Origin of the sequence: Sphingobium boeckii (assembly GCF_014199215.1) — a bacterium.
In the GTDB taxonomy this organism is placed as follows: Bacteria; Pseudomonadota; Alphaproteobacteria; order Sphingomonadales; family Sphingomonadaceae; genus Sphingobium_A; species Sphingobium_A boeckii.
This window is the reverse complement of sequence record NZ_JACIJC010000004.1, coordinates 96,644-122,150: the sequence shown is the minus strand read 5'-3', so window position 1 is coordinate 122,150 and position 25,507 is coordinate 96,644. Positions and strand designations below refer to the sequence as shown.

At 61.6% G+C, this 25,507-nt stretch carries 30 protein-coding genes; 11 read left to right on the top strand and 19 right to left on the bottom strand.

Annotated elements, in window-relative coordinates; translation table 11 throughout:
• Positions 1–3 precede the first annotated feature (3 nt).
• From FHS49_RS12125 to FHS49_RS12115, 3 genes are all read left to right on the top strand, one after another.
• The gene (locus FHS49_RS12125) at positions 4–294 is read left to right on the top strand and encodes a hypothetical protein (protein WP_184018885.1); all 291 of its coding nucleotides are present in this window, start codon (positions 4–6) and stop codon (positions 292–294) included.
• A gap of 62 nt (positions 295–356) precedes the next feature.
• Positions 357–1,976, top strand: a complete 1,620-nt coding sequence (gene fliD / locus FHS49_RS12120) for a flagellar filament capping protein FliD (RefSeq protein WP_246350673.1) — start codon at positions 357–359, stop codon at positions 1,974–1,976.
• A 30-nt stretch (positions 1,977–2,006) separates the two neighbouring features.
• Positions 2,007–2,390, top strand: a complete 384-nt coding sequence (locus FHS49_RS12115) for a flagellar export chaperone FliS (RefSeq protein WP_184018883.1) — start codon at positions 2,007–2,009, stop codon at positions 2,388–2,390.
• A 7-nt stretch (positions 2,391–2,397) separates the two neighbouring features.
• Here the strand turns inward: FHS49_RS12115 and FHS49_RS12110 are convergent, their stop codons facing one another.
• The 3 genes from FHS49_RS12110 to FHS49_RS12100 form a co-directional block, all read right to left on the bottom strand.
• Positions 2,398–3,468 (bottom strand): sigma-54 interaction domain-containing protein, encoded by a 1,071-nt coding sequence (locus tag FHS49_RS12110; protein ID WP_184018880.1) that lies wholly within the window; start codon positions 3,466–3,468, stop codon positions 2,398–2,400.
• Between the two features lie 127 nt (positions 3,469–3,595).
• On the bottom strand, positions 3,596–3,859 hold the full coding sequence (locus FHS49_RS12105; protein WP_184019880.1) for a hypothetical protein: 264 nt from the start codon (positions 3,857–3,859) through the stop codon (positions 3,596–3,598).
• A 69-nt stretch (positions 3,860–3,928) separates the two neighbouring features.
• Positions 3,929–4,294 carry a hypothetical protein gene (locus tag FHS49_RS12100; RefSeq protein ID WP_184018878.1) on the bottom strand — a complete coding sequence of 122 codons (366 nt, stop codon included), beginning with the start codon at positions 4,292–4,294 and terminating at the stop codon, positions 3,929–3,931.
• Positions 4,295–4,773: 479 nt separating this feature from the next.
• Between FHS49_RS12100 and FHS49_RS12095 the strand changes: the two genes are divergently transcribed.
• Entirely contained in the window at positions 4,774–5,400 is a 627-nt protein-coding gene (locus tag FHS49_RS12095) for an NADPH-dependent FMN reductase (protein ID WP_184018876.1), read from the top strand.
• 58 nt (positions 5,401–5,458) lie between these two features.
• Positions 5,459–6,190, top strand: coding sequence for a metallophosphoesterase family protein (locus tag FHS49_RS12090; protein WP_184018874.1), 732 nt, complete (start codon positions 5,459–5,461; stop codon positions 6,188–6,190).
• Between the two features lie 3 nt (positions 6,191–6,193).
• On the opposite strand, the gene FHS49_RS12085 is transcribed toward FHS49_RS12090, so the two are convergent.
• From FHS49_RS12085 to FHS49_RS12045, 9 genes are all read right to left on the bottom strand, one after another.
• The gene (locus FHS49_RS12085; protein WP_184018872.1) at positions 6,194–6,883 is read right to left on the bottom strand and encodes a hypothetical protein; all 690 of its coding nucleotides are present in this window, start codon (positions 6,881–6,883) and stop codon (positions 6,194–6,196) included.
• Positions 6,884–6,901: 18 nt separating this feature from the next.
• Entirely contained in the window at positions 6,902–7,648 is a 747-nt protein-coding gene (arsH, locus tag FHS49_RS12080) for an arsenical resistance protein ArsH (RefSeq protein WP_184018869.1), read from the bottom strand.
• Complete coding sequence (gene arsB, locus FHS49_RS12075; protein WP_184018862.1) at positions 7,645–8,724, bottom strand: ACR3 family arsenite efflux transporter; 1,080 nt, start codon at positions 8,722–8,724, stop codon at positions 7,645–7,647. Before arsB ends, arsH begins: the two co-directional genes overlap by 4 nt.
• On the bottom strand, positions 8,721–9,143 hold the full coding sequence (arsC, locus tag FHS49_RS12070) for an arsenate reductase (glutaredoxin) (protein WP_184018859.1): 423 nt from the start codon (positions 9,141–9,143) through the stop codon (positions 8,721–8,723). Before arsC ends, arsB begins: the two co-directional genes overlap by 4 nt.
• Before the next feature lie 14 nt (positions 9,144–9,157).
• The gene (locus tag FHS49_RS12065) at positions 9,158–9,487 is read right to left on the bottom strand and encodes an ArsR/SmtB family transcription factor (RefSeq protein WP_184018857.1); all 330 of its coding nucleotides are present in this window, start codon (positions 9,485–9,487) and stop codon (positions 9,158–9,160) included.
• Between the two features lie 115 nt (positions 9,488–9,602).
• A complete protein-coding gene (gene rpsI / locus FHS49_RS12060; protein WP_184018855.1) occupies positions 9,603–10,163 on the bottom strand; it encodes a 30S ribosomal protein S9 in 561 nt (186 codons plus the stop codon).
• On the bottom strand, positions 10,163–10,642 hold the full coding sequence (gene rplM / locus FHS49_RS12055) for a 50S ribosomal protein L13 (RefSeq protein WP_184018853.1): 480 nt from the start codon (positions 10,640–10,642) through the stop codon (positions 10,163–10,165). The genes rpsI and rplM overlap by 1 nt, the downstream gene beginning before the upstream one ends.
• Before the next feature lie 151 nt (positions 10,643–10,793).
• Positions 10,794–11,828, bottom strand: coding sequence for a COX15/CtaA family protein (locus FHS49_RS12050; RefSeq protein ID WP_184018851.1), 1,035 nt, complete (start codon positions 11,826–11,828; stop codon positions 10,794–10,796).
• 46 nt (positions 11,829–11,874) lie between these two features.
• On the bottom strand, positions 11,875–12,651 hold the full coding sequence (locus FHS49_RS12045; RefSeq protein ID WP_246350671.1) for a PEPxxWA-CTERM sorting domain-containing protein: 777 nt from the start codon (positions 12,649–12,651) through the stop codon (positions 11,875–11,877).
• 407 nt (positions 12,652–13,058) lie between these two features.
• Here FHS49_RS12045 and FHS49_RS12040 point away from each other — a divergent pair, with 407 nt between their 5' ends.
• A complete protein-coding gene (locus tag FHS49_RS12040; protein WP_184019776.1) occupies positions 13,059–13,397 on the top strand; it encodes a MerC domain-containing protein in 339 nt (112 codons plus the stop codon).
• Positions 13,398–13,427: 30 nt separating this feature from the next.
• Here FHS49_RS12040 and FHS49_RS12035 read toward each other — a convergent pair whose 3' ends face one another.
• Positions 13,428–14,813: an MATE family efflux transporter gene (locus tag FHS49_RS12035; RefSeq protein WP_184019774.1), complete on the bottom strand. Its 1,386-nt coding sequence runs from the start codon at positions 14,811–14,813 to the stop codon at positions 13,428–13,430.
• 378 nt (positions 14,814–15,191) lie between these two features.
• Between FHS49_RS12035 and FHS49_RS12030 the strand changes: the two genes are divergently transcribed.
• The 3 genes from FHS49_RS12030 to FHS49_RS12020 are packed head-to-tail and all read left to right on the top strand — an operon-like array spanning position 15,192 to position 17,292.
• Positions 15,192–15,344 (top strand): hypothetical protein, encoded by a 153-nt coding sequence (locus tag FHS49_RS12030; RefSeq protein WP_184018848.1) that lies wholly within the window; start codon positions 15,192–15,194, stop codon positions 15,342–15,344.
• Between the two features lie 32 nt (positions 15,345–15,376).
• The gene (locus FHS49_RS12025; protein ID WP_184018846.1) at positions 15,377–16,378 is read left to right on the top strand and encodes a threonine aldolase family protein; all 1,002 of its coding nucleotides are present in this window, start codon (positions 15,377–15,379) and stop codon (positions 16,376–16,378) included.
• Complete coding sequence (locus tag FHS49_RS12020; protein WP_184018844.1) at positions 16,375–17,292, top strand: EamA family transporter; 918 nt, start codon at positions 16,375–16,377, stop codon at positions 17,290–17,292. Before FHS49_RS12025 ends, FHS49_RS12020 begins: the two co-directional genes overlap by 4 nt.
• Here FHS49_RS12020 and FHS49_RS12015 read toward each other — a convergent pair.
• Complete coding sequence (locus tag FHS49_RS12015) at positions 17,202–18,056, bottom strand: SDR family oxidoreductase (protein WP_184018842.1); 855 nt, start codon at positions 18,054–18,056, stop codon at positions 17,202–17,204. The genes FHS49_RS12020 and FHS49_RS12015 overlap by 91 nt on opposite strands.
• 59 nt (positions 18,057–18,115) lie before the next feature.
• Between FHS49_RS12015 and pepN the strand changes: the two genes are divergently transcribed.
• Positions 18,116–20,707 carry an aminopeptidase N gene (gene pepN, locus FHS49_RS12010; RefSeq protein WP_184018840.1) on the top strand — a complete coding sequence of 864 codons (2,592 nt, stop codon included), beginning with the start codon at positions 18,116–18,118 and terminating at the stop codon, positions 20,705–20,707.
• Here pepN and FHS49_RS12005 read toward each other — a convergent pair whose 3' ends face one another.
• From FHS49_RS12005 to FHS49_RS11985, 5 genes are all read right to left on the bottom strand, one after another.
• Positions 20,708–21,166 (bottom strand): 3'-5' exoribonuclease, encoded by a 459-nt coding sequence (locus tag FHS49_RS12005; RefSeq protein WP_184018838.1) that lies wholly within the window; start codon positions 21,164–21,166, stop codon positions 20,708–20,710. It lies immediately after the preceding gene.
• Between the two features lie 70 nt (positions 21,167–21,236).
• A complete protein-coding gene (locus FHS49_RS12000; protein ID WP_184018836.1) occupies positions 21,237–21,827 on the bottom strand; it encodes an ABC-type transport auxiliary lipoprotein family protein in 591 nt (196 codons plus the stop codon).
• Between the two features lies 1 nt (position 21,828).
• The gene (locus tag FHS49_RS11995) at positions 21,829–22,779 is read right to left on the bottom strand and encodes an MlaD family protein (protein ID WP_184018834.1); all 951 of its coding nucleotides are present in this window, start codon (positions 22,777–22,779) and stop codon (positions 21,829–21,831) included.
• A 7-nt stretch (positions 22,780–22,786) separates the two neighbouring features.
• Complete coding sequence (locus FHS49_RS11990) at positions 22,787–23,629, bottom strand: ABC transporter ATP-binding protein (protein WP_184018832.1); 843 nt, start codon at positions 23,627–23,629, stop codon at positions 22,787–22,789.
• Positions 23,626–24,735: an MlaE family ABC transporter permease gene (locus FHS49_RS11985; protein ID WP_184018830.1), complete on the bottom strand. Its 1,110-nt coding sequence runs from the start codon at positions 24,733–24,735 to the stop codon at positions 23,626–23,628. Before FHS49_RS11985 ends, FHS49_RS11990 begins: the two co-directional genes overlap by 4 nt.
• A gap of 89 nt (positions 24,736–24,824) precedes the next feature.
• Here FHS49_RS11985 and FHS49_RS11980 point away from each other — a divergent pair, with 89 nt between their 5' ends.
• On the top strand, positions 24,825–25,475 hold the full coding sequence (locus FHS49_RS11980) for an HAD family hydrolase (protein ID WP_246350669.1): 651 nt from the start codon (positions 24,825–24,827) through the stop codon (positions 25,473–25,475).
• Positions 25,476–25,507 lie beyond the last annotated feature (32 nt).

Below are 25,507 nucleotides of genomic sequence, written 5' to 3'. Positions count from 1 at the left end.
GGCGTGCGCGATCTATCCCGAAAACATCCGATCCTGTGGCGTATGGCGCAGCTCGCGCCGGTCTTCTCCCTCTCCGTGCTGGCAGGGCAGAGTGCCGCGAACCCGGACCTCTCCGCCCGGAGCGCCACTGCGCGGATCAGTGTGCAGATCCGATCAACCGTGCGGATGACGCCGGATACGGCGCGCGATGCCGATCTGGCTGCACCCGCACCCGCACCCGTGGAGCGCGCCTGCCCGAAGCCGGAATCGGAGCGCCGGCCCGGTTGCACGATGAAGATCGTCGATATGCCTTGAATCCGCTCTTAACCGCCCGGCCCGCCGGCCGTTAAGGGGGATAGAAGGAGCGCAAGCGCATCATGGTCACGTCAATTTCAGCAGCGATGGGGGTGGGGTCGGGCATCGACACTGTCCAGTTGATTGAGGATCTGGCCAATGCGTCCAAGGCACCCAAGGAAGCGCAGATCACGGCGCGGGAAACCGCGAACACCGCCAAGATTTCTTCCGTGGGAAGCCTCGCCAGCGCCATTGACAGTTTCGCCAGCGCGCTGACCACGCTGATCAGCGGCGGCACCCTGTTCACCCAGCCGACCTCTTCGGACACCAGCATCCTCACCACCACGATGAAGCCCGGCGCGCATTTGAGCGGTCTTTCGGCCAATATCGAAGTGGTGCAGCTCGCCACCGCGCAATCCCTGGCTTCCGGATCGATCGCAGATACCGCGGCACCGATCGGCGTCGGCACATTTACGCTGACCACCGGCAAGGGCGCGTTCAACGTCACGGTGGACGCCAACAACAACAGCCTTTCCGGCTTGTCCGCCGCGATCAATGCCGCCAATGCGGGCGTTACCTCGTCCATCGTGAGTGATGGCAATGGCGGCTCGCGACTGATCATTCGCGGCACGACCGGCGCAGCGCAAGCGTTCACGATGGTGCCTCAGGCGGGGGCGGATGCCAGCCTTTCGCAATTCGCTTATGCCGGCGTGGGATCGACCGGCGGCCTCACCCAGGCGCAGGCCGCGCAAGATGCGATCATCAAGCTGGACGGCATCGCGATTTCTCGCGCCACCAACAGCTTCAGCGATGTGTTGCCGGGCGTAACGATCGATTTGAAAAAAGCATCCGTGGGCACCGTCGTCGGAATCGGCTCAAGCCGCCAGACCGATGCGTTGAAGCAGGCGGTCGAGGATTATGTCGCCGCCTATAACAGCCTTGAAACGATGCTGGATGAAGCGACCGCGCCCGCCGATAGCGATGGTGCGAACGGCGGTCCGCTGCGCGGCAATTCCGCGATCCGCGATATGCGGACCAAGCTGGCCGCGATGAGCGCGATGAAATTGCGCTCCGGCGATGGCCCGACCACGCTGGCCGAAATCGGCGTGCGCACCGCGCGTGACGGCTCGCTCTCGGTGGATACGGCGCGGCTCGACGCGGCCTTGGCCAACAGCCCGGATGCGGTTGAAGAGCTGTTCAATCCCAGCCAGAAGAGCGACAATCCTCTGGTCTCCATTTCCAGCGCTCCGGGCCTGGCCAAGCCGGGCACCTATGTGCTGACCAATCTCGTGCCAGGGATCAATGGCGGTGACGCATCGGGCATGATCAACGGCGTGGCTGCCACCGCCAGCGGGAATACGCTGTTCGGCGCGATCGGCACCTTGGCCGCCGGCCTGGCGTTCCAGCCGCTCGGCACCGTCGCCTCGGCGACGATCACGGTGGATCTCGGGCTTGGCGGTGCATTGAAAGCCGTGCGTGATGCGCTGCGCAGCACGACCGGTCCGCTGGTGACGATGCAGGACCGTTTGAAGAAAGAAGCCGAGATGATCGGCGACGATCGCGAAAAGATGGAAATGCGCGAAGACGCTTTCCGTGCACGGCTGGAGGTTACCTTCACCGCGATGGAACGCCGGGTGGCCGCGTTCAAGGCGACCCAGAGCTATCTCGAACAGCAGATCAAGATGTGGACGAACGACGATTAAACGCGGCGGACCCGAACAAAGGATAGAAGAATGTATTACAGCCGCCTCTCCGGTGCCGCTCCCAGCGCACGTTATGGCCAGATCGATCTCGCCGGGCGCATCGAAAATGCGTCGCCTCATGGGCTGGTCGCCATCCTGTACGAGGAACTGGGTGTCTCGATCCAGCTCGTCGCTGGCTGTCGCAATCCCCAGCTCCAGGCGCAGGCCTTGTCCCGTTCGCTCAACATCCTGCAATCGCTGGATGGCAGCCTGGATTTCGAACGCGGCGGCGAAGTCGCCAAGACCTTGAGCCGGGTCTATGAAGAGGCGCGGCGGCTATTGCTGGCGGGTGTGCGGGAAGGCGAACTGGAAAAAATCCAGGCAGCCGGCGGCATCATCGCCGAAATCGCCGAATCCTGGAAACAGATCGGCTGACGCCGGATCAGACGGTTTCGCGGACCACGCCATATTTGTGCATCTTCTCGATCAGCGTGGTGCGCTGGAGAGACAGCAGGCGGGCGGCGTCGGCGACCACACCCTTGGATTTCCTGAGCGCATCCAGAATGTGCTGATGTTCGAAATCGGCCACCATGGAGCGCAGATCGATCGGGCCGGTGGACGCGGGCTTGTGTGGCAGTGCGAGTTCGCCCTGTATGGGGTTTGCAGGCGATGCCGGTAATTCGCTCATCGCCCACAGCATTTCGCGTTCAAGCCGGCGGCCGGGTTCGGCGCGCTGCAGCAGCGCCTTGATATCGCTGCCCCCAAGCTCGCGCCCCGGATAGAGAATCGCGGCCCGCTCCACCACATTGCGCAGTTCGCGCACATTGCCGGGCCAGCGATGTTCGGCCATCGCCATCAGCGCGCCATGGGAAAACACCAGGCGATCCTGCTCCGGCGCATGGCTGCGCTCCAGGAAATGCTGCACCAGGAGCGGAATATCCTCGGTGCGCTCCGCCAGCGAAGGCAGCGCCACGGGCAACACCGCAAGACGATAGAATAAATCTTCGCGAAAGCTGTTGGTTTCGATGGCGCGATCGATATCGCGGTGGGTGGCGGAAATGATGCGGGTATCGATCGGGATCGGATTGCGACCACCCACGCGCGTGACGTTGCGTTCTTCCAGCACGCGCAACAATTTCACCTGCATCGCCGGCGGCATATCGCCGATCTCGTCCAGAAAGAGCGTGCCGCCATCGGCATCTTCAAAGCGTCCGCGGACCTGAGCCACCGCACCGGTGAACGAGCCACGCTCATGGCCGAACAATTCGGATTCCAGGAGGTCATGGGGAATCGCCCCGCAATTGACCGCGACGAAATTGCCGGTCGCACGGCGGCTCTCCAAATGGAGTGCGCGCGCCACCATTTCCTTGCCACTGCCCGAAGGCCCGGTGATCAGGACGGACGCGTTGGTCGGCGCGACCTGGCGGACCAATTGACGCAGGCTTTGCATGGATTCGCTGCGGCCGACCAGCAGCCGATCGACGGGGCTTTCCGTCGACAGACCCAATTTCATGGTCACGCTCACTTGAAATCTGGACCCGTATTTGTCCAAATCTCAAAAGCGTCTTTCAGGATGCTGATTTTGCTGGTCAACTTCACGTCTTTCCCCATTGACGCCGGATTAACCCTGCTTCGAAAGCTCAGGAAACTGAAACGGAATCGGTGCCATTATGAATCGAGATTCGATTCGTTTTGGATGTATCCGGGTTGGCGATCATCAGTGGAGCGAACTGGCCAAAAACCGATGGCAGTGATAAGCAGCAACCAAGCTCACAATAATGGAGCGCTTTTCTCGGGGGAATTCGATGGCCCGATTGCAAGCCAATCGCGTTGCGATTGCCGAACAGCTTTCGGATGCGCTGATCCGTTGCGATGAAGCCGGCCTGCTGCTCGTCGGCGCGCATGTTGCTTCCGCGATCGAGGCCTTGGCCGTGGATCGTTCGATATCTCCGCGCACGTCGGAAAAGCAGCCGTCAGATGGTGATGCTTTCCCTGAGCATGTCGCCGATCGCGCGGCCGCCGATCGGCGTGATTTCTAGGATCGTTCGCCGGGCATCCTTGTCATCGCGAAAGCGGATCGCAAAGCCATCGCGCACCAGAATGGAAATCCATCGCAATGCTGTCGATGTCGGCGTGTTGGAGGCGATGCAGGCATCGTTCACGTAAACGATCCGCTTTTCCGCATTGGCCACGTATAGATCCAGCAAGATATTATAGGCCGGTTCTTCGAAATAGCCTTCGGGCAGGTATTTGCGACGCGCTTCTCTGATCTTGATGATCCGCTTGGCCGCATTGACCAGATCCTGCTCGCCATCGGGGAGGTTGGCCGAGGCAGCCATGACCGGCCGAGTGACGGCTATGCCATTGGATAATTTAAGTTCATCAAGAATATTTTGTATTTCGAACAACGCGGATTCGGCAGAAGAACCCGGTCTTCTTTGAAATTGGTCGTGGGCCATAATCTTATGTACCATCTGTTGGCCTAAGCGCGATCAGGCGATGAATTACGTAAATTACGTAAAATAAAAGCAGATGATGTTCGTTGGCCTCATGGCATGAATAGCGCCAGCGACCGTCACCATCTGCTTCCTTATTCATCAAATCAGAATTCGCACCCGTATGATTGCAGTTTTTCTGATCTCGTCTTTAGTCCCCACACATCCGACGTTACGCATCCAACGCATATTGTTCAAGCACTAAACCGAATTGATCGGAAATTGCAGCCAAAATGAACCTGCTCATGCCAAGCGCCCGATTTTTCGGGCCGGAATACGCTTCAGGGCTTCCCCTCTGCGAGGCCCGCGCTATAGCGCAGCCTATGCAAGAAAAGCCTCTTATCGTTGGTCTGGGTGGCACTGGCAGCCCGAACTCCTCTTCCGAACGCTTGCTGCGTCATGCACTGGGGCAATGCGCGGCCAAGGGGGCCGATACGCTGATGTTCGCGGGGCTTGATCTGGATCTGCCGATGTATTCGCCGGGCGAAGAGGCGCGGGATGAAAAGACGCTGGCGCTGATCGCGGGGCTTCGCCGTGCGCAGGGCGTGATCATCGCATCGCCGGGCTATCACGGCACGGTTTCCGGCCTGATCAAGAATGCCCTCGATTATGTGCAGGATATGGCCAAGGACGATGCGGTCTATTTCGAAGGTCGTGCGGTCGGGCTGATCGCCACCGCGGCGGGCTGGCAGGCGACGGGCACCACGCTGGCCACGCTGCGCTCCATCACGCACGCCTTGCGCGGCTGGCCGACGCCGATGGCGCTTGCGGTCAATTCCATGGTGCCGGTGTTTGGCGAAGATGGTTCGATCGTGGACACGTCTATCGCGAACCAACTGGACATTCTCGCATCTCAAGTGGTGACGTTCGCCAATATGCGGGCGCTGCACGATCTTTCGCTTCTGCAAGGGGTTGGGGAACGCGAAGCCGGCGGCGCGGGCGGACAATAGTCCGGCAGCAAGGTCACAGCAGGGGAACCGCCGCGTCGGGCATCCGTTCGGATCTTCAATGACCCGCCTGTTCCATGTCAGTGATCTCCATTTCGGCCGCGAGGACGAGGCTGCGCTGGCCTGGTTCGCCGCCAGGGTGAAAGACGAGCGCCCAGACGGGGTCATCATCACCGGCGATCTCACCTATCGGGCGCGGAGCGAGGAATTCGCCACGGCCACGGCATGGCTCGAGCAACTCAAGGTGCCGGTCACGATCGAGCCCGGCAATCATGATCTGCCCTATTTCAATCCGATCGCACGTTTTTTGTCACCGTATCAGCGCTATCGCAAATTGGAGCGCGCGATCGAACGGCCGCTTGATCTGGAGCATGTGTGTATCGTGCCGCTCAAGACCACGGCGCGGGCGCAGTGGCGCGCCAATTGGTCATGGGGCGTGGTGCGTCCCGTCAGCCTTGTGCGCACCTTGACGCTGCTACAGGCCTGTCCCGCGAACCGGCTCAAGATCGTCACCTGCCATCACCCGCTGATCGATACGGCGGATATGACCAAAGCGAGCAACACGCGGGGCGGCGAGGCCGCGCTGGGCCGCCTGGCGGCGGCTGGCGCGGATGTGATCCTGAGCGGCCATGTCCACGATCCGTTCGACATCCGTCACCCGATCGCTGGGCGCGCGGTTCGCCTGATCGGTGCCGGCACGCTATCCGAGCGGGTGCGGACGACCGCGCCCTCGTTCAATGAATTGTCGTTTCTGGCGGGCAGCCTTCAGGTCAAAGTGCGCATGATGACATGACGGTCAGCGCTTCGACGGGGCGCTGTTCAAAATCGCTTTCGTATAGGTTTCAAAGACTTCAGAGATCGGTTTCATGTTGCGATCAAACACCAGAGCGCGGTGTTCGATAACGAAATCGGGTGGAAGCGAAGGGCGTCTGGCATAAGCAGCCACATTGGCAGCGCTGCTCCGCATATCCCAGTCATCGTTTTCCATCGGATTCCACAGCACCTTGGCGCTCAGCGTCTTACGGTTGACATCCAGCGGCGCGACGACCCTGCCAAATGGCGCGTCCTCGCCATCCAGCGCGGCGTTCATCGCAGCGGTAAGCCGGGATGGGACATACCAATTGTCGGCTTCGGACAGCACCGCCGCCCCGCATTTCAAAAGAACGCGGCGATAGCGCACGGGTTCGTCTGCGGCGATGTCCAGCCGTGCGCGTTGCTCGGCGGTAACCGGCTTGTCCTGCCCCTTGATCCGTTCGGCGACGATCTTGACGACGGGCGCGATACGATGGGCCAGGCACCATTCTTCCAGCGTGCGGGTCGCGCTGTTGCTGGAAAGGAGCCGCGCATTGAAGTCGTTCAGCATTGCGGCTTGCTCCAGCCGGTTCATATAGCCCCAGCCATCGGGCTGCCTGGAGACGCGGGCGGCCAACGGCCCCGGCGCGACAAGCGCGAGTGTCATGGCGGCGGTCAGCGTCATTTTGCTCATCGGATATCCACCATCCGATTATTGCGGCGCGATGGCAATGGTCGAGAGGTCTGTCGTCGGATCGATCGTGATCTGCCTTTCCTTGCGCTCGGAATAACGGTCCACCAATTGCCGGCTATGAGGCCGCAACAGAATGGTGAAACGCACGAGTTCCTCCATCACATCGACGATGCGGTCATAATAGCCGGATGGCCGCATCCGGCCCGCCTCGTCAAATTCCTGAAAGGCCTTGGCCACGCTGGACTGATTGGGAATCGTGACCATCCTCATCCAGCGGCCCAGGATGCGCAGCGTATTCACGCTGTTGAAAGATTGGGAACCGGCGGACACCTGCATGACTGCCAGCGTGCGTCCCTGCGTGGGGCGCATTCCGCCCATGGAAAGCGGCAAATGGTCGATCTGCGCCTTCATCACCCCCGTGATCTGTCCATGCCGCTCGGGGCTGCACCAGACCTGTCCTTCGGACCAGAGCGAAAGCGCGCGCAATTCGTGCACCGCGGGATGATCATCATTCCCGATCTGATCGGGCAGGGGCAGATCGGAAGGATCGAAGATTCGGGTGTCCGCACCGAAAAATTCCAGCAAACGCGCGGCTTCTTCCACGCAGAGGCGCGAAAATGATCGTGTTCTCAAAGATCCGTAAAGCAGCAGGATGCGCGGCGGCGGCTGATCGTCACCCAGTCCCAAAGCTGGTCGATCAAGCGCATAGCGCTTGTCCAGCGCGGGCAGTTCGGCTGGATCGCTCAAGGTTCGAAGGCGGCTCATGTCATGGCCTTGGGCACGGTGGCGGGAAACCAGCGGTGGCCGAGGCGGAGCGCGACGTGAACCAGAAGAATGAGAACGGGCACCTCTACCAGCGGACCGATTACGGCCGCAAACGCCACGGGGGACGCAAGGCCGAAGGTGGCGATGGCGACGGCGATGGCCAATTCGAAATTATTGCCTGCTGCGGTGAAGGCGATGGCGGTGGTGCGGGGATAATCAGCCGCGATCAGCTTGCCCATGAAAAAGCTGATGAGGAATTGCGCCACGAAATAGAGCGTCAGGGGGATCGCGATCCGCACGGCATCAAAGGGCAGCCGCACCACATCGCCGCCTTTCAGGCTGAACATCGCCATGATCGTGAACAGCAGGGCGGCCAATGTGATCGGCGCGATGCGCGGAATGAAGACACGTTCATACCAATCCGCGCCCTTCACGGTGGTCAGGATGCGCCGCGTCAGGAATCCCGCCAGAAACGGAAGGCCCAGATAGACCAGCACCGCCTCTGCAATGGTCCAGAAACCGACGTGGATCATCTGCCCTTCCAAGCCGAAAAGCGGCGGAAGAAGGGTGAGAAACAACCATGCGTAGACACTGAAAAACAGGATCTGGAAGATCGAATTAAATGCGACCAGCCCAGCCGCATATTGATTGTCGCCTTTGGCAAGCGTGTTCCACACCAGCACCATGGCGATGCAGCGGGCCAGACCGATCAGAATGACCCCGGTCATGTAAGCCGGTTGATCCCGCAGGAACACGACCGCCAGGGCAAACATCAGCACGGGGCCGATGATCCAATTCTGTACGAGCGACAGCGCCAGAATGCGTTTGTCCTGAAAAACCTTGGGCAGTTCCTCATAGCGCACGCGCGCGAGCGGCGGATACATCATGAGGATCAGGCCGATGGCGATGGGCACATTGGTGGAGCCGATCGACGCCCGGTTCAGCGCTTCGGGCACGCCGGGAAAGAGGGTGCCCAGGATCACCCCCAGCGCCATGGCTACGAAGATCCAGAGCGTCAGATAACGATCGAGAAAAGACAGGCGGCCCGGTATCGGCACCGTTGGAATTTCGATCATCCCCGCCGCCGCTCATCGCGAACCACGTCGCCATCCTCTTTGACAAAGGCCGATGCGAGCATGGCAGGCAATATCTCCAGAACGACCTCGGAGGGACGACAGAGCCGGACGCCCCGATCCGAGAGGACGATCGGGCGATTGATGAGAATGGGATGATCCATCATGGCGTCGAGGAGCGCATCGTCGGACAATGTTTCATCGTCCAGCCCCAATTCGGCATAGGGCGTGCCTTTCCGTCGCAGCAGTGCGCGCGGCGTCAATCCTGCGCGCGCGATCAATTGTACGAGCATGGCCCGGCTCGGCGGGGTTTTGAGATATTCGATGATATGCGGCTCAAGACCCGATTGCCGGATCATCCCAAGCGTGTTGCGAGACGTTTCGCAGGCCGGATTGTGATAGATGATGACGTCTTGAGGCATAGCGGGCGCTCCGTTCAGCAGCAGGTCAATTCGGCAATCAGCGGTGCGCACAGATCGGCATTCCTACCGCAGCAATCCTTGAGAAGGTAGACAAGCAAAGTGCGCAGGCCGGCAAGATCGGCGCGATAGATGACGGATCGGCTTTGGCGTTGCGACATCACCAGGCCGGCGCGCGCCAATATCGCCAGATGGGTGGACATCGTATTTTGCGGGATGCCCAATTGAAGAGCGATTTCGCCCTGCGGCAAGCCGGAGGGTTCGTGGCGCACCAGCAAGCGGAAGGTTTCCAGTCGCGTTCCTTGCGACAGGGCGGCGAACGCAAGAATAGCCGAATCATCATCCATATATCTGGATTAACAGATATATGGATGATGTCCATGCTATCTTCGGTGTGCAAAAAAAGGGACCGTTTCCGGCCCCTTTTCTTTTGTCTTGCAGGATCGAAATCCCGGTTGCTTTTTAGCGCTTCGAGAACTGGAAGCTCTTGCGCGCCTTGGCCTTGCCGTATTTCTTGCGCTCGACGGTGCGGCTGTCGCGGGTCAGGAACCCTGCAGCCTTCACCGGTGCGCGCAGGATCGGCTCGAACTTGGTCAGCGCTTGGCTGATGCCATGCTTGACCGCACCGGCCTGGCCGGAAAGTCCGCCGCCCTTGACGGTGGCGACGACATCATAGGCGCCTTCGCGACCGGCGATGCCGAATGGCTGGTTGAGCACCAGACGCAGCGTAGGACGAGCGAAATACACTTCCTGATCGCGGCCGTTGACGGTGATCTTGCCCGAACCGGGCTTGATCCACACGCGGGCCACGGCATCCTTGCGGCGGCCGGTTGCATAAGCGCGGCCCTGCGCGTCGATGATCTGCTCGCGCAGCGGCATCGGCTCGACATAAGGCGCTTCCGGCGCGGCTTCTTCGGCGGCTGCGGCAGGCGCAGCGGCTTCGGTCGCGGCAGGCGCTTCGGCGGCGGGGGTTACGGCAGCCAGATCCTTGAGATCAGACAGCGATTGACGGGTATCGGACATCAGGCACCCACCTTGTTCTTGCGGTTCATAGCCGCGACATCGAGGACTTCAGGCTTGAGGCTAGCGTGCGGATGCTCAGTGCCATTGTACGTGCGCAGGTTGCGCATCTGCTGGCGGCCGAGCGGACCACGGGGAATCATGCGTTCCACGGCCTTTTCGATGATGCGCTCCGGAAAGCGACCTTCGAGGATCTTGCCGGCGGTGACGCCCTTGATGCCGCCGGCATAGCCGGTGTGGCGATAATAGATCTTGCCCTTCAGCTTGTTGCCGGTGAAGCGCACCTTGTCTGCATTGATGACGATGACATTGTCACCGCAATCGATGTGCGGGGTGTAGCTCGGCTTGTGCTTGCCGCGGAGAAGATCGGCGATGACGACGGCGAGGCGGCCAACGACCAGACCCTCCGCGTCAATGATATGCCACTTTTTTTCCACTTCGGTCGGTTTGATCGACCTTGTGGTCTTATACAGCGCCTGCATTGGCCTGGACCTTTATGATTGAAACAAGCAACGCCGCCCTTCGCAAGGCGGCGCTGTTGACGGGGCTAATGACGCTCCACCCTTTGGAAGTCAAGATAAACCGGGCGTTTCATGGAGGGTATCTAAATACCACTCACTATTTATGGCGGCTTTATCGCGCCTGACGCCGACCTATGACATGCAGTCCCCAAGCGGCGCTGGCCACGACCAGCGCGCCGACAGCCTGATGCAGGACGGACACCCACAGGCTGATCCCGGTCAGGACGGTGGCGATGCCGAGCAGGATCTGCGTCCCGATGGCGCTGTGGATCGCGATCGAGGCGGGGCGGACGCCTGCGGCTTTCACGCGGCGCGCAAGCATGGCGAGTGCGATCAGCGCGACCCAGGCCCACCAGCGATGGATGAAATGGATGAGGAATGGATCGTTCGCGATTGTGGCCACGGCTGAGCCCAGCCATGTGACGCCCTGGGGGAAGAGGTGATCATTCATCAGCGGCCAGGTGTTGGAGACATAGCCGGCATTGAGGCCGGCAGTGAATGCGCCAAACAGGAGCTGGATCAGCAGGATGACGGCCACGAACAGACCGAATGCCGTGAGGCGCGCCGGGCGAGCGGCGGGATCGGCCGCCAGCGCTTTCAGATCGAGCGCGGTCCAGATCAGTCCACCGATGATCAAGAGCGCGGTGAGCAGGTGCACTGCCAGCCGGAAATGGCTGACATCGGTGCGCAGCGTGAGGCCCGATTTCACCATCCACCAGCCGATCGCGCCCTGCAGCCCGCCAAGCGCCAGCAGGGCCACGAGCCGCGGCCCATAACCCTTGGGGATCGCGCGCCGCCAGGCGAACCAGATCAGCGGCAACGCAAAGGCCATTCCGATCACGCGCCCCAGCAACCGGTGCAGATATTCCCAGAAGAAGATGAATTTGAAATCCGCCAGGCTCATGCCCTGGTTGATCTGGCTATATTCCGGAATCTGCTGATATTTCGCAAACGCCTCCAGCCAGGCCGCTTCGTTCAACGGCGGCAGCGTGCCGGTCACGGGTTTCCATTCGGTGATCGAAAGCCCCGATTCCGTCAGCCGCGTGATCCCGCCGACCACGACCATCGCAAAGACGAGCGCCGCGATGAAGAGCAGCCAGTGCGCAATGGCGGCCGGGCGGGGCAGGGGCGGGCGTGGGAAAGACATGCGCCGCCTATGCCGCACCGGGAAGGCGCGTTCAAGGCGGCGTGAGTCATGCGGCCAGGGCGATCGCCATCTTGGCCGAACGGCGGCGCATTCCGCTGCCGATGAAGCCGAATCCAGTGATCATCATCGCCCAGGTGGCGGGTTCGGGAACAGCCGCGGTCGAAACCCAAAGATGATCCTGATTGCTGCCCGAATCGGCGTAGAAATAATTGACCCCGCCATTGTCGGTCCATGTCCCATCCCGCACATTGGCCAACCAATCGCTGGACAATTGATCGCGTTCGGCATCGAAACGGCCGGAAAAGACGCCGAAATTGCCCGAGGCGAGATCGAGGCTGGCGCCCGGCGCGGTCTCATCCGTGATTTCCCAGAACGCGTTCTGAAGCGCCGCACCATAGCGCGCATAATTCGTCGCAGACGATCCATTGAATTCAGCATCCAGCGCGGGATTATACGCCAGGCTTCCACCGTTGAGCGCGCGATAATTGTCGGCGGCCAGATTGAAGAGCGGTAGCGCGTTGGAAAACAGCGCCGCGATCTGCTGCTGACGAAGCGGCGTGAACAGGGCGAGGCCGGGCGTGATGTCCACGTCTCCATCAGCGCCGCCGATGAAGAACTGGCTGCAGAAAGAAAGCAACTCGCCCTGATTCTTGACGTTGATCACGTTGACACCGCCGAATTGAAAGCTTGCTGTGCCATTCACGCTGTATTTGTTGTTCTGCAGCGCATTCTGAACCAGCGTGATGTCAGCCGCCTGAACGATCTCGGCGCTTGCCGCCGAAGGCATTGCCGCAACGCCTGCCAGTAACAGTGACACGGCCATGCGAATTTGCATTGTCGTTTTTCTCACAAATAATCGTCCCTTATAAGATCCAAATACGCTGAACATTTGTGAGATTATTAAGTAATAAATCTAGGCAATCAATCCTGTGCCGAAACGGGAATTATAAGAAATGTCCAATGTTATTAATATATTGAGAACATTGGCATCAGGGCGCAAATTACAACAATTGTAATATTACAAAATATCGAAATTGTGAAAAACTGTTATTTGAGGACTTGGATTATTTGTCGCGATAAGAGTTGGAGATCCCGATGAGCGAAATCTAGATCCGGTTGGTGCCATGCTCGGCAAATGTGATGTTGTAACTTGTCCCTTGCCGTGGCAGAGACTTTATATCGTTTCGATCTGGAGTCGGTGTGGAACAGCTTGGTTTGCGCAATGGATGGATGGACCGGATGGCCATGGGGCTTTCCGGGCTGTGCCTTGCGCATTGCGTGGCGAGCGCCGTGTTCGTGGCGTTTCTGGCATCCGCGGGCGGTATTTTGGTGGATCACCGCATTCACGAAACCGGGCTGCTGCTGGCGATCGCTCTGGGTGCTGTGGCGTTGGGCCGCGGGATCTGGTCGCACGGCTTCATGATGCCGTCTGCCGTCGGCGCGCTCGGTTTGGGCGTGATGGCGGGCGCGCTCACCATGCCGCATGACAGCGCGGAGGTGGTTTTCACGATCGTCGGCGTGCTGATCGTCGCCTTGGGCCATGATCTGAACCGGCGCGCTGAAATCTAGGGACCGCTCGCGGAAGCGCTGCGGCTATCCTTACGCCACCAGCCCCAATTTTTCGCGCCGTGTCCATCTGACCACCATCAGCACCGCCACCGTGCCGAGGCCGCTTGCCAGTCCGAGCCAGAGGCCGACACCCTTGAAGCCCAAGGGGAAGGCCATGATCGTGCCGACGCCGATGCCGATCACCCAATAGCCGAGGCCCGCATAGATCATCGGCACCGTGGTATCCTGCAGACCGCGCAGCACGCCGGCCCCCACGGCTTGCGCGCCGTCCACGATCTGGAACAGCGCCGCGACCGCCAGGAACGACACGGCCAGCGTGACCACCTCCGCATTGGCGGGATCGGCCAGATCGAGGAAGCCGCCGATCAGGACGCGCGGGATACCGATCAGGATCGTGGCGGCCACGCAGGCAAAGCCGGTGCCCATGATCAGCGCGAGCCATCCCGCGCGGCCGATCGCTGCCGAATCGCGCCGGCCATAAGCGAAGCCGACGCGCACCGTGGCCGCCTGGCCCAGGCCCAGCGGGACCATGAAGGCCAAAGCGGCGATCTGGATCGCGATGGCATGTGCGGCCAGCGAGGGGCGATCGATCAGGCCCATCAGGAACACCGCGGCGTTGAACACGGTGACCTCAAGCCCCAGCGTGATCGCGATCGGAAGGCCGATCTTCCAGACGGCGCGATACCGCTGCCAATCCGCGCGCCAGAAGCGCCCGAGCAGATGATAGCGCCGGAATTGCCGATCGGCATAGACCACCGCGATCATGCCGAGAAACATGAACAGCGCGGAAAGTGCGCTACCGATCCCGGCACCGACCAGCCCGAGCGGCGGCAAGCCGAACTGGCCGAAGATCAGCACCCAGCAGGCAAAGGCGTTGAAGAAGACGGTGGCGACCACGACCGATACGCCCCAGAGCGGTCTTTCGAGCGCGGAAACATAGTTGCGCAGCACCAGATGGAACAGGAACGGCAGCAGCCCCCATTGAAGCACGCGCACGAACTTTCCGGCTTCCGCGGAAAGCACGCGATCCTGGCCCATGGCGAGCAGGATCGCCTCGCTATGCCACAGGATCAGCCAGCAGGGCAGGCAGATGGTGGCGGCGGCCCACATCGCCTGGCGCACCGTGCGGCGAATATCGCGCACCGAATGGCGTTTCGCGCCGCGCTCGCTGGCGATCATCGGTGCCGCGGCAGTGACCAGGCCCATGCCGAAAATCATGAAGGCGTTATAGACGTTCACGCCCAAGGCGCCCGCTGCCAGCGCATCCGCACCGAGCTTGCCCAGAAGCAGGAGATCGGTGGCCGCGATGATCGACCAGGCGAGGTTGCCGATGATCAGCGGGAGCGCGAGCACGATCAGCGCGCGTGCCTCCACCCGCCATTTGCTGCGTTCCGTCAAGCCACCGTCCCCGTTCATGCGCCAGCCGTTAGCCGGGATCGGCGCATCGCGAAACAGAAAGCGGATGTTCTGCGCCTGCAATATTCGCTTGCTTGTATTGTCGATTGAAACAGTAGAAATAAAGGCCATCGGACGGTCCGGCCGATCAGCAGACGGACCCGCGGCTTTTGATGGTCAGCTTGCCCCGCGATACCAAAGGCTAAAGCGCATGAGCGCGGCCCCGCGCGTGAGGGGGCTGCCTCGTGGACCGTATATGGAGGTCAACGATGGCATATTGGAAAAGCGGCAAATGGCTCCGGAACAGAGACGGGATGATGTGTCGTCGCGCCGCATGAGCGCGGTTCGTCATACCCCCGTCATTCGAAGCGCGTAGAGCGCGTTCCAAGGAGACAGTCCATGTCCGGCATCAATCAGGGCGAGCCGAGCCTCGCCGATTATTCCCCCTCGCTGCAGCAGGCGGCGCGCGCGCTGTGGGGCGATGATTTCTGGGGACGCCATGCGCCACGCCCCGTAAAGCCTGAAGCGCCGCGCAAACGCCGCGCGGCTTGACCTCAGCCCCTGCGCGTATCAATGCGCAGGTCATGCGTTTCTTTTCGGATAATGCCGCCCCAATGTGCCCCGCTGTCATGGAGGCGCTGTCGGCCGCGAACGTGATGGACACCGCTTATGATGGCGATGCGTGGAGCCAGCAGCTCGACGCGCGTTTTTCGGCGCTGTTCGAAACGGACGTGAAGGCGCATTGGATCGCGACCGGCACAGCGGCGAATTCGCTCGCGCTGGCCGCGCTTTGCCCCCCGCATGGCGCGGTGCTGTGCCACCGCGAGGCGCATATCCAGAATGACGAATGCGGCGCGCCGGAATTCTACACGCATGGTGCCAAGCTCATGCTGGTGGAGGGCGCAGGGGCCAAGGTTTCCGCAGAAGCGGTGCGCCATGCGCTGTCGCTCATCCGAGACGATGTGCATCAGGTACAGCCACACGCGCTTTCGATCACCAACGCGACTGAATATGGGCAGGTCTACACGCCCGCAGAGGTGGCGGCATTGGGTGCGCTGTGCCGCGAAAAGGGGCTGGGCTTCCATATGGATGGCGCGCGCTTCGCCAATGCCGTCGCGCACCTCGGCTGCTCGCCAGCGGATGTGACATGGCGCGCCGGTGTCGACGTGCTGAGCTTTGGTTTCGTCAAGAATGGCGGCATGTCCGCCGAGGCGCTGATCTTCTTCAAGCCGGAACTGGCAGCCGCCACGCCTTATAGGCGCAAGCGGGCGGGGCACCTGTTTTCCAAGGGCCGCTATATGGCGGCGCAGATCCTGGCGATGCTGGACGATGATCTGTGGCTGGAGAATGCCCGTGCGGCCAATGCCGGGGCGCGGATGCTGGCGGATGCGGCGGGTGATCGGCTGATCCATCCGGTGGAAGCCAATGAGGTGTTCCTGCGCGTTTCGCCCGATGAGGCCGCGTCGCTCCGTGGAATAGGCTTCGATTTCTATGATTGGGCACCGGGGGAAGCGCGACTGGTGACGAGCTGGAACCAGAGCATAGCAGATATCCGCCCGCTGGCAGACGCGATCGCGGCGTTGTGAACGCACCTCCCGAGCCGGTTGCCACCCGCGCCCGCGTCATCATTCCCTTCATCATCGTCACGCTGATCTGGGGATCGACCTGGCTGGTGATCAAGGATCAGCTTGGCGTGGTGCCGGCGAGCTGGTCGATCGCCTACCGCTTTTTCGCAGCCTCGCTGGCGATGTTTCTAGTGGTGGTCCTGCGCCGGGAAAGGCTGTGGCTGGACGCCTCGGGCATGGCTTTTGCGGCCGTGCTGGGGATGATGCAATTCGTGCTCAATTTCAACTTCGTCTATCGCGCCGAGGGGCATGTTACCTCGGGGCTGGTGTCCGTGGTCTTCGCGCTGATGATCGTGCCCAATGCCATTCTGGGCCGGATTTTTCTGAAACAGCGTGTGGGCGGCACCTTCTTCATGGCCTCGGCGATCGCGATTGTCGGGGTTGCGCTGTTGTTCGTTCAGGAAGCCCGCGGGGATTCCGCGGACCCGGGAGAAACGCTGATGGGCGTGGGGCTCACCTTCTGCGCCATCCTGTGCGCATCCATCGCCAATATCATGCAGGGCACTGAACGGGCCAGGCGTTATCCCATGCTCACGGTGCTGGCATGGGGAATGCTGATCGGCAGCATTGCCGATAGCGCGCTGGCCTGGTTCATGACCGGTCCGCCGGTGTGGGACGCGCGGCCCGCTTATATAGGGGGCGTGCTTTATCTGGGCCTGATCGGCTCAGCGCTCGCCTTTCCGCTCTATTTCAGCGTGATTCGCGCGATCGGTCCCGCGATGGCCGCCTATTCGGGCGTGCTGGTGCCGGTGATCGCGATGCTGCTCTCCACGATCTTCGAAGGCTATCGCTGGTCGACATTGGCGATCTTCGGAGCGGCATTGACGATGACCGGACTGGTGATCGCTTTAAGGGCACGCAGACCCGTCCGGTAATCGGGATAAGCCGGGGTCCAGCCGAGCAGTCGCTTAGCCTTGCCATTCGCCACCCGCCGGTTTTCCGCATAGAAGCCGCGCGCCATGGGAGAGAGGTTCGCCTCATCCATCGTCTGGATCGGCGGCGGCGCAAGGCCGAGCAGGGACGCGGCATAAGCGATCACAGCATTCTGGCCGCAGGGTGCATCGTCCGAAAGGTTATACACGCCGGCCGGGCCATCGAACCCGGCGATGATCCCGGAGACGATATCGTCCACATGCACCCGGCTGAACACCTGATCGGGCAAAGCAATGCGATGCGCCTTGCCCTCCGCCACGCGCTCCAGCGCGGAGCGGCCGGGGCCATAAATGCCGGGCAGACGGAATATGCGAATGTCATCGCGCAGCGCTTGCCATGCCAGATCGGCCTCCGCGCGCGCAGTGCGGCGGCCGCTGCCCACGGGCGCGCTTTCGTCCACCCATGCGCCGCCCGCATCGCCATAGACGCCGGTGGACGAGATATAGCCGATCCAGAGCGCAGGCGCGCTGCGGAGCACATCGGCATAATGGACCATCACTGGATCGACCGTGCCGAAGGGCGGCACGCTGGAGAGAATATGCGTGGCGGAGGCGAGCGCGGCCTTTACGGCATCAGCATCCTCGAACTGGATTGTATCGTGCCCCGCGCGGCGTTTGGTGCCGGTCACGCGCCACCCCTCTGAACGCAGGCGGCAAGCGAGATGGCTGGCGGTATAACCCATGCCGAAGATGAGAAGCGATGACATCGCCTGCACCCTATCCGGCATGATTGCGCGCGTCATCCCCGCGTCGTAAGGCTTTCGTCATGCTCGATATTCAATCCACCGCCGCCGCTGCCCCCCAAGTCATTCGCCGGGATGCCTATCGCGAACCCGATTGGCTGGTGCCGGAGACGGCGCTCGATTTCAGGCTCGATAGTTTGCAAACGCGCGTGAAGGCGCGGCTGACGGTGGTGCGTCATGGCGATCATGATCGGCCCTTGCGACTGGACGGCGATTCGCTGACCCCCGTTGCGGTATCCGTGGACGGACGCGCGGTAACGGACTGGACGATGGAAGACGGGCAACTTGTGATCGCCCTGTCGGGCGTTGATCATGTGATCGAGACCGAGGTGGAGATCGCACCCGAACTCAACACCCAATTGATGGGGCTTTATGCCTCGGGCGGGCTGCTGTGCACGCAGTGCGAGGCGGAGGGTTTCCGCCGGATCACCTTCTTCCCCGATCGGCCCGATGTGCTCAGCCGCTACACGGTGCGGATGGACGCGGACAAGGCACGCTATCCCGTGCTGCTCGCCAATGGCGATCCGATCGCTTCGGGCGATCTGCCGGACGGGCGGCATTGGGCGGAATGGCACGATCCTTTCCCCAAGCCCTGCTATCTTTTCGCCCTGGTCGCGGGGGATCTGGAGGCAAACCGGGACAGCTTCGTCACCATGACCGGCCGCAAGGTCGATCTGGGCATCTGGGTGCGCGCGGCAGATCTGCCCAAGACGGATCACGCCATGGCCGCGCTCAAGCTCTCCATGGCCTGGGACGAGGCGATGTATGGCCGCGAATATGATCTAGACGTGTTCAACATCGTCGCCGTGGCCGATTTCAACTTCGGCGCGATGGAAAATAAGGGGCTGAACGTCTTCAACTCGCGCTACATCCTGGCCGATCCGGATACCGCGACGGACATGGACTATGACGCGATCGCAGGCGTGGTTGCCCATGAATATTTCCACAATTGGTCGGGCAACCGCGTCACCTGCCGGGACTGGTTTCAGCTCTCGTTGAAAGAGGGGTTCACGGTCTTTCGCGATCAGCAATTCTCGGGGGATCAGGGATCGAAGGCGGTGAAGCGGATCGAGGACGTGCGCACGCTGCGCGCGTCGCAATTTCCGGAGGATTCGGGGCCGCTCGCGCATCCGATCCGCCCGGAATCCTACATGGAAATCTCCAATTTCTATACCGCGACCATCTATAACAAGGGCGCGGAAATCGTCCGCATGATCCACACCATCCTGGGGCCGGAGAAATTCCGGGCGGCGACCGATCTCTATTTCGCGCGGCACGATGGCGAAGCGGCGACGTGCGAGGACTTCGTAAAGGCCATGGAAGATGGCGGCGGGGTCGATCTTTCCCAATTCCGCTTATGGTACAGCCAGGCAGGTACACCCCGGGTGAAGGCGGCGCTCAGCCATGATGGCGCGACCGCGCGGCTCAAGCTGGAGCAGACCGTGCCCGCGACGCCGGGCCAGCCCGAAAAGCAGCCGATGCTGCTGCCGCTGAAGGTGCGTTTGTTCGGCGCGCAGAGCGAAGCGCCGCTGTGCGACGAACGGATCGTGATGCTGTCGGCCGCCAACGACGAAATCGTGATCGAGGGGATTGAAGAGCGCCCCATATTGTCGATCAATCGCGGTTTTTCCGCACCGGTCGTGCTCGAAAGCGATCGGGGTGCGGCCGATCTCGCCTTTCTCTCGGCGCATGATGACGATCCGTTCGCGCGCTATGAGGCGATGCAGCAGTTGATGGTGGATACGCTGGTACGCGCGGTGGCCGAGGGCATGGCCGATCACGGCCCGGTGATCGAAGCGGTGCGGGGCACGCTGACGGACAAGGCGCTGGATGCGTCTTTTATCGCCGAGGCCGTGTTGCTGCCGTCCGAAGCCTTTATCGGCGATCAGATGCTGGTGGTGGATCCCGACGCGATCAACCGCGCGCGGGACTCCCTGCGCGCGGAACTCGGCGTCAAGCTGGAAAGCGCGTGGCGCGGGGCTTATGATTCCGCACAGGCGAACCGTTTTGAATATTCGCCAGCGGCCAAGGGCGCGCGGCGGCTGAAGTCTGTGGCGTTGGGTTATTTGGCCGCCTCGGGTGCGAAAGACGCAGCGGATCTGGCCTATGCCCAGTTTGCCGGGGCGGATAATATGACCGATCGGCAAGGTGCGCTGGGCGTGCTCGTCAATGGCACCTCCGGCAATCGCGCCAAGGCAATCGAAGCGTTTTACGATCGCTATCAGGATAATGCGCTGGTGCTGGACAAATGGTTCACCAGCCAGGCGCTTTCGACGCGCGCCGATGTGATGGATGAGGTGCTGGCGCTGTCCAGCCATCCCGATTTCACGCTTGCCAATCCCAATCGCGTCCGCGCGCTGGCCGGGGCGTTCTCGGTCAACCAGCGCGGCTTTCATGGCGCTGACGGGCGCGGCTACGCCTTTCTGGCGGATATTATCATCGCGCTGGACAAACTCAATCCGCAGACCGCCGCCAAGCTGGTGCCCCCGCTTGGTCGCTGGCGGCGGTTTGATGAGAGGCGCGCCGAAAAGATGCGTGCCGCGCTCCAGCGGATCGTCGATGCGCCCGGTCTGTCCAAGGATGTGTTCGAACAGGCCTCCAAAAGCCTGGGGTGATCAGTCCGCGCTGATTTCGTTCAGCACGAAATCCCTGAGCGCACGGGCATCGTGCAACGCATTGTGCGGCACCCGGCTGTTGCCCGCTGTGCTGAAACCGGGGCTGCGATGAAAGCGAAAAGTCAGCGGGCCGACATCCACGATATGCCCCGGTCCGGTCATCAGCAGACGACAGAATAAAGCGATATCCTCCGGCCAGTCCGCCACGATCACCGGTTCGGAATCGCCCGCCAGGAACGCCGCAATCTCATGCGCAGCGGTTTCAGCGTCGATGCGATTATCCATCGTGTCGGGCACGGTGTGGAGATAGGGGATCACATGCCGATCGACCCAGGGCTCGATCTTTTCGGGCAGGGGCAAGACCGCATAATATTCCTGGTCGCCATATTCCGGTGCCAAGGCGATCGAGATCAATTCGCCGCCAAACCCGTTGAATTCTGTATCGAGGAAATAACGCATCGGGCGGCGTTACAGAGGTGCGCCTGGATTGTCATTCCCGCGAACAAGCAAAGCGCATTTTCTTTCCTGATCAGCCCCCGATCCAGGCTGCGACCTCCGCCGCGACCTGGTTCGCCGCCTGGTTCAGCGCGGCACCTGCCGGTCCGGCCTCAATCGCTGACACCGGAACCCGCGCTTCGAAACGGCGCTCTTCCACGCGCGTGCCATTCACACCGGATTTCGCCGCGTCATAGGTCACCACGGCCTCCATCGCGCGGGCGTCCAGCCCGAAGCGGCTCAACTCACCCGTGACGCGCACGCCGGGATCGAACGAAAATTGCCGCGCATCGAGCACCACCCGGCCGGTCTTGGCCGCCACGGTTTCGGATACGAGCTGCTGAAACATCTTGGCGGGGACATCCACCCATTGCGCCTTGTCGATATAGGCGATGTTGGTGTCGTCGGCCTGCACGGGCACACGATTGGTGGCCAGCGCCGCCGGGGTGGTGGGCGTGATGATCGTTACAGCCTCGCCTGCGCCTGCGGTGCGGCTTTGCCCGGCGCCCATGGTGGCCTGAGCGGTCAGCATCAGCAGCGAGGGCGGCGGTTTTGCACCAAAGCTGATGCAGCCGGTGAGCGCCAGTGTGGCGGCGAGCGCGATGGCTGTTGGGGTCTGTCTCATCTCAATTGCCTTTCGGCTTGTAGGTGGGAAGCTTGGGCGCGCCGATGATCGAACCCGCACCGCCGCGATCGAGCTTGCCCGCCACGGCGGACAGCGCCTCGGACATGTCACGCAGATCGCGGACCAGCAGCCCGACCTCGGGAATGGTCTGCTTGGAAAAAGCCTGAAGGCCCGGCCGCGCATCGCCGATCGCCGCATCCAGATTGGCCATGCTCGATTGCGCGGACGCCACGGTCTTCGTCAATTCGGCCATCAGCGGCCGGCCCTGCTCGTCGAGCAGCGCATTCGTGGTGCCCGCGAGCTTGCCGATTTCCTCCACGGCAACGCCCGCCTTCTGCACGGTGAGCCTGGTTTCAGCGAGCGTCGCCGCAATTTCCGGACCGCGATCGGCCAGATTATCGGACAGGCGATTGACGTTCGCCAATATGCCCGCGATCGACGCCTGGTTCTTGTCGGACAGCATCAGCGTGAGCCGCTCGGTCAGCGTGGTCAGCCGCTCCAGCAATTGCGGTGCGTTGGACAGCAATTCGCCGAGCGCCCCGGGTTTCGTGGGGATGACGGGTTTGCCGGCCGGGCCTTCGTTCACGATCGGCGGCGCATCCTTGACCGCGCCATCCAGATTGATCTGCGAAACACCGGTAAAGCCGACGCCCGCGATCGTGGCGGTCGTGCCCTGCAAGACGGGGGTTTCTTCCTTGACGCGAATGCGCACGCGCACGAATTGCGGATCGAGCGGCCACAATGCAATCTCGTCCACCTGCCCCGAGGGGACGCCGGAAAAGCTGACGGCAGAACCTTTTGCCAGACCGTCCACCGATTGCTTGAAGAAGATGTCATATTGCTTCTCGTTGCCGCCGCCCAATTGGGCCAGCCAGACGAGGAAGATGGCGAGCGCACCGAGCAGCGCCAGAACGACGCCGCCCACCAGAACATGATTTGAGCGGGTTTCCATGTGTCTCTCAGCCTTCCGCCCTGTTTTTCTTCACCGTCGCGATCGCAGCACGGCCGCGCGGTCCGTTGAAATATTCCTGGATCCATTCATGGTCGGTCGCCAGCAATTCGTCGATCGTGCCAACCGCGATCACCTTCCTGTCCGCCAAAACGGCCACGCGGTCACAGATAGCATATAGCGTATCCAGATCATGCGTAATCAGAAAAACGGTCAATCCCAAGGTCTTCTGCAATTCGCTCGTCAATTCATCGAACGCCGCCGCGCCGATCGGATCAAGCCCCGCAGTGGGCTCGTCAAGGAACAGCAATTCGGGATCGAGCGCCAGCGCGCGCGCCAGTCCGGCGCGCTTCTTCATGCCGCCCGAAAGCTCCGCGGGATATTTGGGGCCGGCGTCTGCAGGCAGGCCGCTCATCACCACCTTATAGGCGGCAATCTCGTCCAGCAGTTGCGGGCTGAGTGACCCGTAAAATTCGCGCAAGGGCACCTGCACGTTTTCCGCCACGGTCAGCGTGGAAAACAGCGCACCACCCTGAAACAGGATGCCCCAGCGTTTGCGGATGGCGGTGGCCTCATCCTCGCTGCGGTCGATCATCGATTCGCCAAAGACGGTGATTTCGCCCTCGACCGGCTTTTGCAGCCCGATGATCGCGCGCATCAACACGGATTTTCCGGTGCCCGATCCGCCGACGACGCCAAGGATCTCGCCTTTCTTCACATCCAGATCGAGCCCTTCATGGACGACCTGATCGCCGAACGCGTTCTTTAACCCCCGCACGCAGATGATCGTTTCGCCATCCGCCAGCTCGGGCAGCGTTTCGCCCGCATCGTCCCCGTGGAAGATTTCGCTCATATCCAGTCGATCCAGGTGAAGAACACCGCGAAGAACGCATCAAGCACGATCACCATGAAGATCGCCTGCACCACAGCCGCGGTGGTCCGCAGACCCACTTCCTCGGCATTGCCCTTCACCTGCATCCCCTGGAAACAGCCGGACATGGCGATGATCGCACCAAAGACGGGTGCCTTGACCAGCCCGACATAGAGATCAGTGATGGGCACGACTTCCTGGATGCGCTGAATGAAGGTGATCGGCGGGATCCCGAGCGATACCCAGCAGAGCATCCCGCCCCCGATGATCGCCACGATCGAGGCGTAAAAGCCGAGCAGCGGCATCATGAATACCGCGGCCAGCACGCGCGGCAACACCAGCGCTTCCATCGGGGAAACGCCGATCGTGCGCATGGCATCAATCTCTTCGGTCAGCTTCATCGTGCCGAGCTGCGCGGCGAAGGCGCTGCCGGATCGCCCCGCCACCATGATCGCGGTCATCAGCACACCGAGCTCGCGCAAGGTGAGGCGGCCGATCAGGTTGATCGTATACACCTCGGCACCGAACTGGCGGAGCTGGACCGCGCCCTGCTGCGCGATCACGATGCCGATCAGGAAGCTCATCAAACCGATGATGCCCAGAGCGGAGACGCCCACCACCTCGAAACGCTGAATGACGGCATTGATGCGCAGTCGACTGGGATGCCGAATGACGTTAAACGCCGCAACGCAGGTCGCGCCGAAAAAGCCGAGCAGCCCAAGCATGGTTTGGCCGGCCACTGCGGTCGCGCTGCCGATCTCGCCCAATACGCGGGCAAAGGCATTCGTGCGATCGGGCCGCATCCGCACCACCTGATGCGATTTCGCGACCTGCTCGATCAGGCGGGTGGCATCCTCGTCCGCGCCGGTGATTTCGGCATCGTGATCATGCGCGGTCTTGTGGACCAGCCACGCGCCGATCGTGTCGATATGATCAAGCTGATCCAGCCGAATCTCGTCGATCGGGGTATTCAGCGCTTCCAGCCGCGCGGGGACGTTGCCGAGCGAGGCGATCGAAAGACTGCCCGTGAAACGCAGGATGCGACCGGACTCGCCCTGCTCCTCGATGAAATCTGCTTGTGCGCTCATGCACTTAAACTCTTGCGGCATTATCGTCCGCACGGCAAGCCGTGTGCGACGGAAGACGGGACGCAATGAAACGATACGCAATATACGACATGGACCGCACGATTACGCGGACGGGAACTTATACCGGCTTTCTGACCCATGTGGCGCTGCGCCGATCACCCTGGCGGCTGATCTTTTTTCCTTTGGTCGGGATCGCCATGCTGATCTATGCGACCAAGCTGATTTCGCGCAGCCGGCTCAAGGAATGGAATCAAACCATGCTGATCGGTCGGCATATTCCGGGCGATGCGCTCGCACCGCTGATCGATTCCTATGCGGATAAGGTAATTGCCACCAATATCTATCCCGGCGCGCTCAGGCAGATGGCGGCGGATCGGGAAAGTGGCCATCATCTCGTGATGGCGACCGCATCCTACCGCCTGTATGTGAGCGTGATCGCCCGGAAGCTCGGGATGGATGACGTGATCGCCACCGATACCTTCTGCCTGCCAGATGGGCGCATTCACGCCCGCATCGACGGCGAAAATTGCTACGGCCCCGCCAAGCTGCGCAAGATCGAGGCCTGGCTTGAAACCAAGGGGGAGACGCGTGCAGATTGCGCGGTGCGCTTCTATTCCGATCACGTCTCCGATGCGCCCGTGCTGGATTGGGCGGACGTGCCGATCGCCGTGAACCCCAGCCCCAAGCTCAGGCGGCTGGCGAAAAGCCATGGCTGGCTGATCGTGGACTGGAGCCTCTAGAGCGTCGAACCGCCTCTGGTGCCATAGGTCTG

Excerpts from the sequence above, each read along its gene's own strand:
- FHS49_RS12110 (WP_184018880.1), bottom strand. The coding sequence starts at position 3,468 with ATGAAATTGGGTCTGTCGACGGAAAGCCCCGTCGATCGGCTGCTGGTC.
- FHS49_RS12090 (WP_184018874.1), top strand. The coding sequence starts at position 5,459 with ATGACCCGCCTGTTCCATGTCAGTGATCTCCATTTCGGCCGCGAGGAC.
- arsB (WP_184018862.1), bottom strand. The coding sequence starts at position 8,724 with ATGATCGAAATTCCAACGGTGCCGATACCGGGCCGCCTGTCTTTTCTC.
- FHS49_RS12005 (WP_184018838.1), bottom strand. The coding sequence starts at position 21,166 with ATGCGTTATTTCCTCGATACAGAATTCAACGGGTTTGGCGGCGAATTG.
- FHS49_RS11990 (WP_184018832.1), bottom strand. The coding sequence starts at position 23,629 with ATGAGCGAAATCTTCCACGGGGACGATGCGGGCGAAACGCTGCCCGAG.
- FHS49_RS11995 (WP_184018834.1), bottom strand. The coding sequence starts at position 22,779 with ATGGAAACCCGCTCAAATCATGTTCTGGTGGGCGGCGTCGTTCTGGCG.
- fliD (WP_246350673.1), top strand. The coding sequence starts at position 357 with ATGGTCACGTCAATTTCAGCAGCGATGGGGGTGGGGTCGGGCATCGAC.
- FHS49_RS11980 (WP_246350669.1), top strand. The coding sequence starts at position 24,825 with ATGGACCGCACGATTACGCGGACGGGAACTTATACCGGCTTTCTGACC.
- FHS49_RS12000 (WP_184018836.1), bottom strand. The coding sequence starts at position 21,827 with ATGAGACAGACCCCAACAGCCATCGCGCTCGCCGCCACACTGGCGCTC.
- FHS49_RS12095 (WP_184018876.1), top strand. The coding sequence starts at position 4,774 with ATGCAAGAAAAGCCTCTTATCGTTGGTCTGGGTGGCACTGGCAGCCCG.
- FHS49_RS12045 (WP_246350671.1), bottom strand. The coding sequence starts at position 12,651 with ATGGCCGTGTCACTGTTACTGGCAGGCGTTGCGGCAATGCCTTCGGCG.
- arsH (WP_184018869.1), bottom strand. The coding sequence starts at position 7,648 with ATGAGCCGCCTTCGAACCTTGAGCGATCCAGCCGAACTGCCCGCGCTG.
- FHS49_RS12015 (WP_184018842.1), bottom strand. The coding sequence starts at position 18,056 with ATGTCATCGCTTCTCATCTTCGGCATGGGTTATACCGCCAGCCATCTC.
- FHS49_RS12115 (WP_184018883.1), top strand. The coding sequence starts at position 2,007 with ATGTATTACAGCCGCCTCTCCGGTGCCGCTCCCAGCGCACGTTATGGC.
- FHS49_RS12050 (WP_184018851.1), bottom strand. The coding sequence starts at position 11,828 with ATGTCTTTCCCACGCCCGCCCCTGCCCCGCCCGGCCGCCATTGCGCAC.
- arsC (WP_184018859.1), bottom strand. The coding sequence starts at position 9,143 with ATGCCTCAAGACGTCATCATCTATCACAATCCGGCCTGCGAAACGTCT.
- pepN (WP_184018840.1), top strand. The coding sequence starts at position 18,116 with ATGCTCGATATTCAATCCACCGCCGCCGCTGCCCCCCAAGTCATTCGC.
- FHS49_RS11985 (WP_184018830.1), bottom strand. The coding sequence starts at position 24,735 with ATGAGCGCACAAGCAGATTTCATCGAGGAGCAGGGCGAGTCCGGTCGC.
- FHS49_RS12035 (WP_184019774.1), bottom strand. The coding sequence starts at position 14,813 with ATGAACGGGGACGGTGGCTTGACGGAACGCAGCAAATGGCGGGTGGAG.
- FHS49_RS12100 (WP_184018878.1), bottom strand. The coding sequence starts at position 4,294 with ATGGCTGCCTCGGCCAACCTCCCCGATGGCGAGCAGGATCTGGTCAAT.
- rplM (WP_184018853.1), bottom strand. The coding sequence starts at position 10,642 with ATGCAGGCGCTGTATAAGACCACAAGGTCGATCAAACCGACCGAAGTG.
- FHS49_RS12040 (WP_184019776.1), top strand. The coding sequence starts at position 13,059 with ATGGACCGGATGGCCATGGGGCTTTCCGGGCTGTGCCTTGCGCATTGC.
- FHS49_RS12030 (WP_184018848.1), top strand. The coding sequence starts at position 15,192 with ATGTCCGGCATCAATCAGGGCGAGCCGAGCCTCGCCGATTATTCCCCC.
- FHS49_RS12085 (WP_184018872.1), bottom strand. The coding sequence starts at position 6,883 with ATGAGCAAAATGACGCTGACCGCCGCCATGACACTCGCGCTTGTCGCG.
- FHS49_RS12105 (WP_184019880.1), bottom strand. The coding sequence starts at position 3,859 with ATGCGCGCCGACGAGCAGCAGGCCGGCTTCATCGCAACGGATCAGCGC.
- rpsI (WP_184018855.1), bottom strand. The coding sequence starts at position 10,163 with ATGTCCGATACCCGTCAATCGCTGTCTGATCTCAAGGATCTGGCTGCC.
- FHS49_RS12025 (WP_184018846.1), top strand. The coding sequence starts at position 15,377 with ATGCGTTTCTTTTCGGATAATGCCGCCCCAATGTGCCCCGCTGTCATG.
- FHS49_RS12065 (WP_184018857.1), bottom strand. The coding sequence starts at position 9,487 with ATGGATGATGATTCGGCTATTCTTGCGTTCGCCGCCCTGTCGCAAGGA.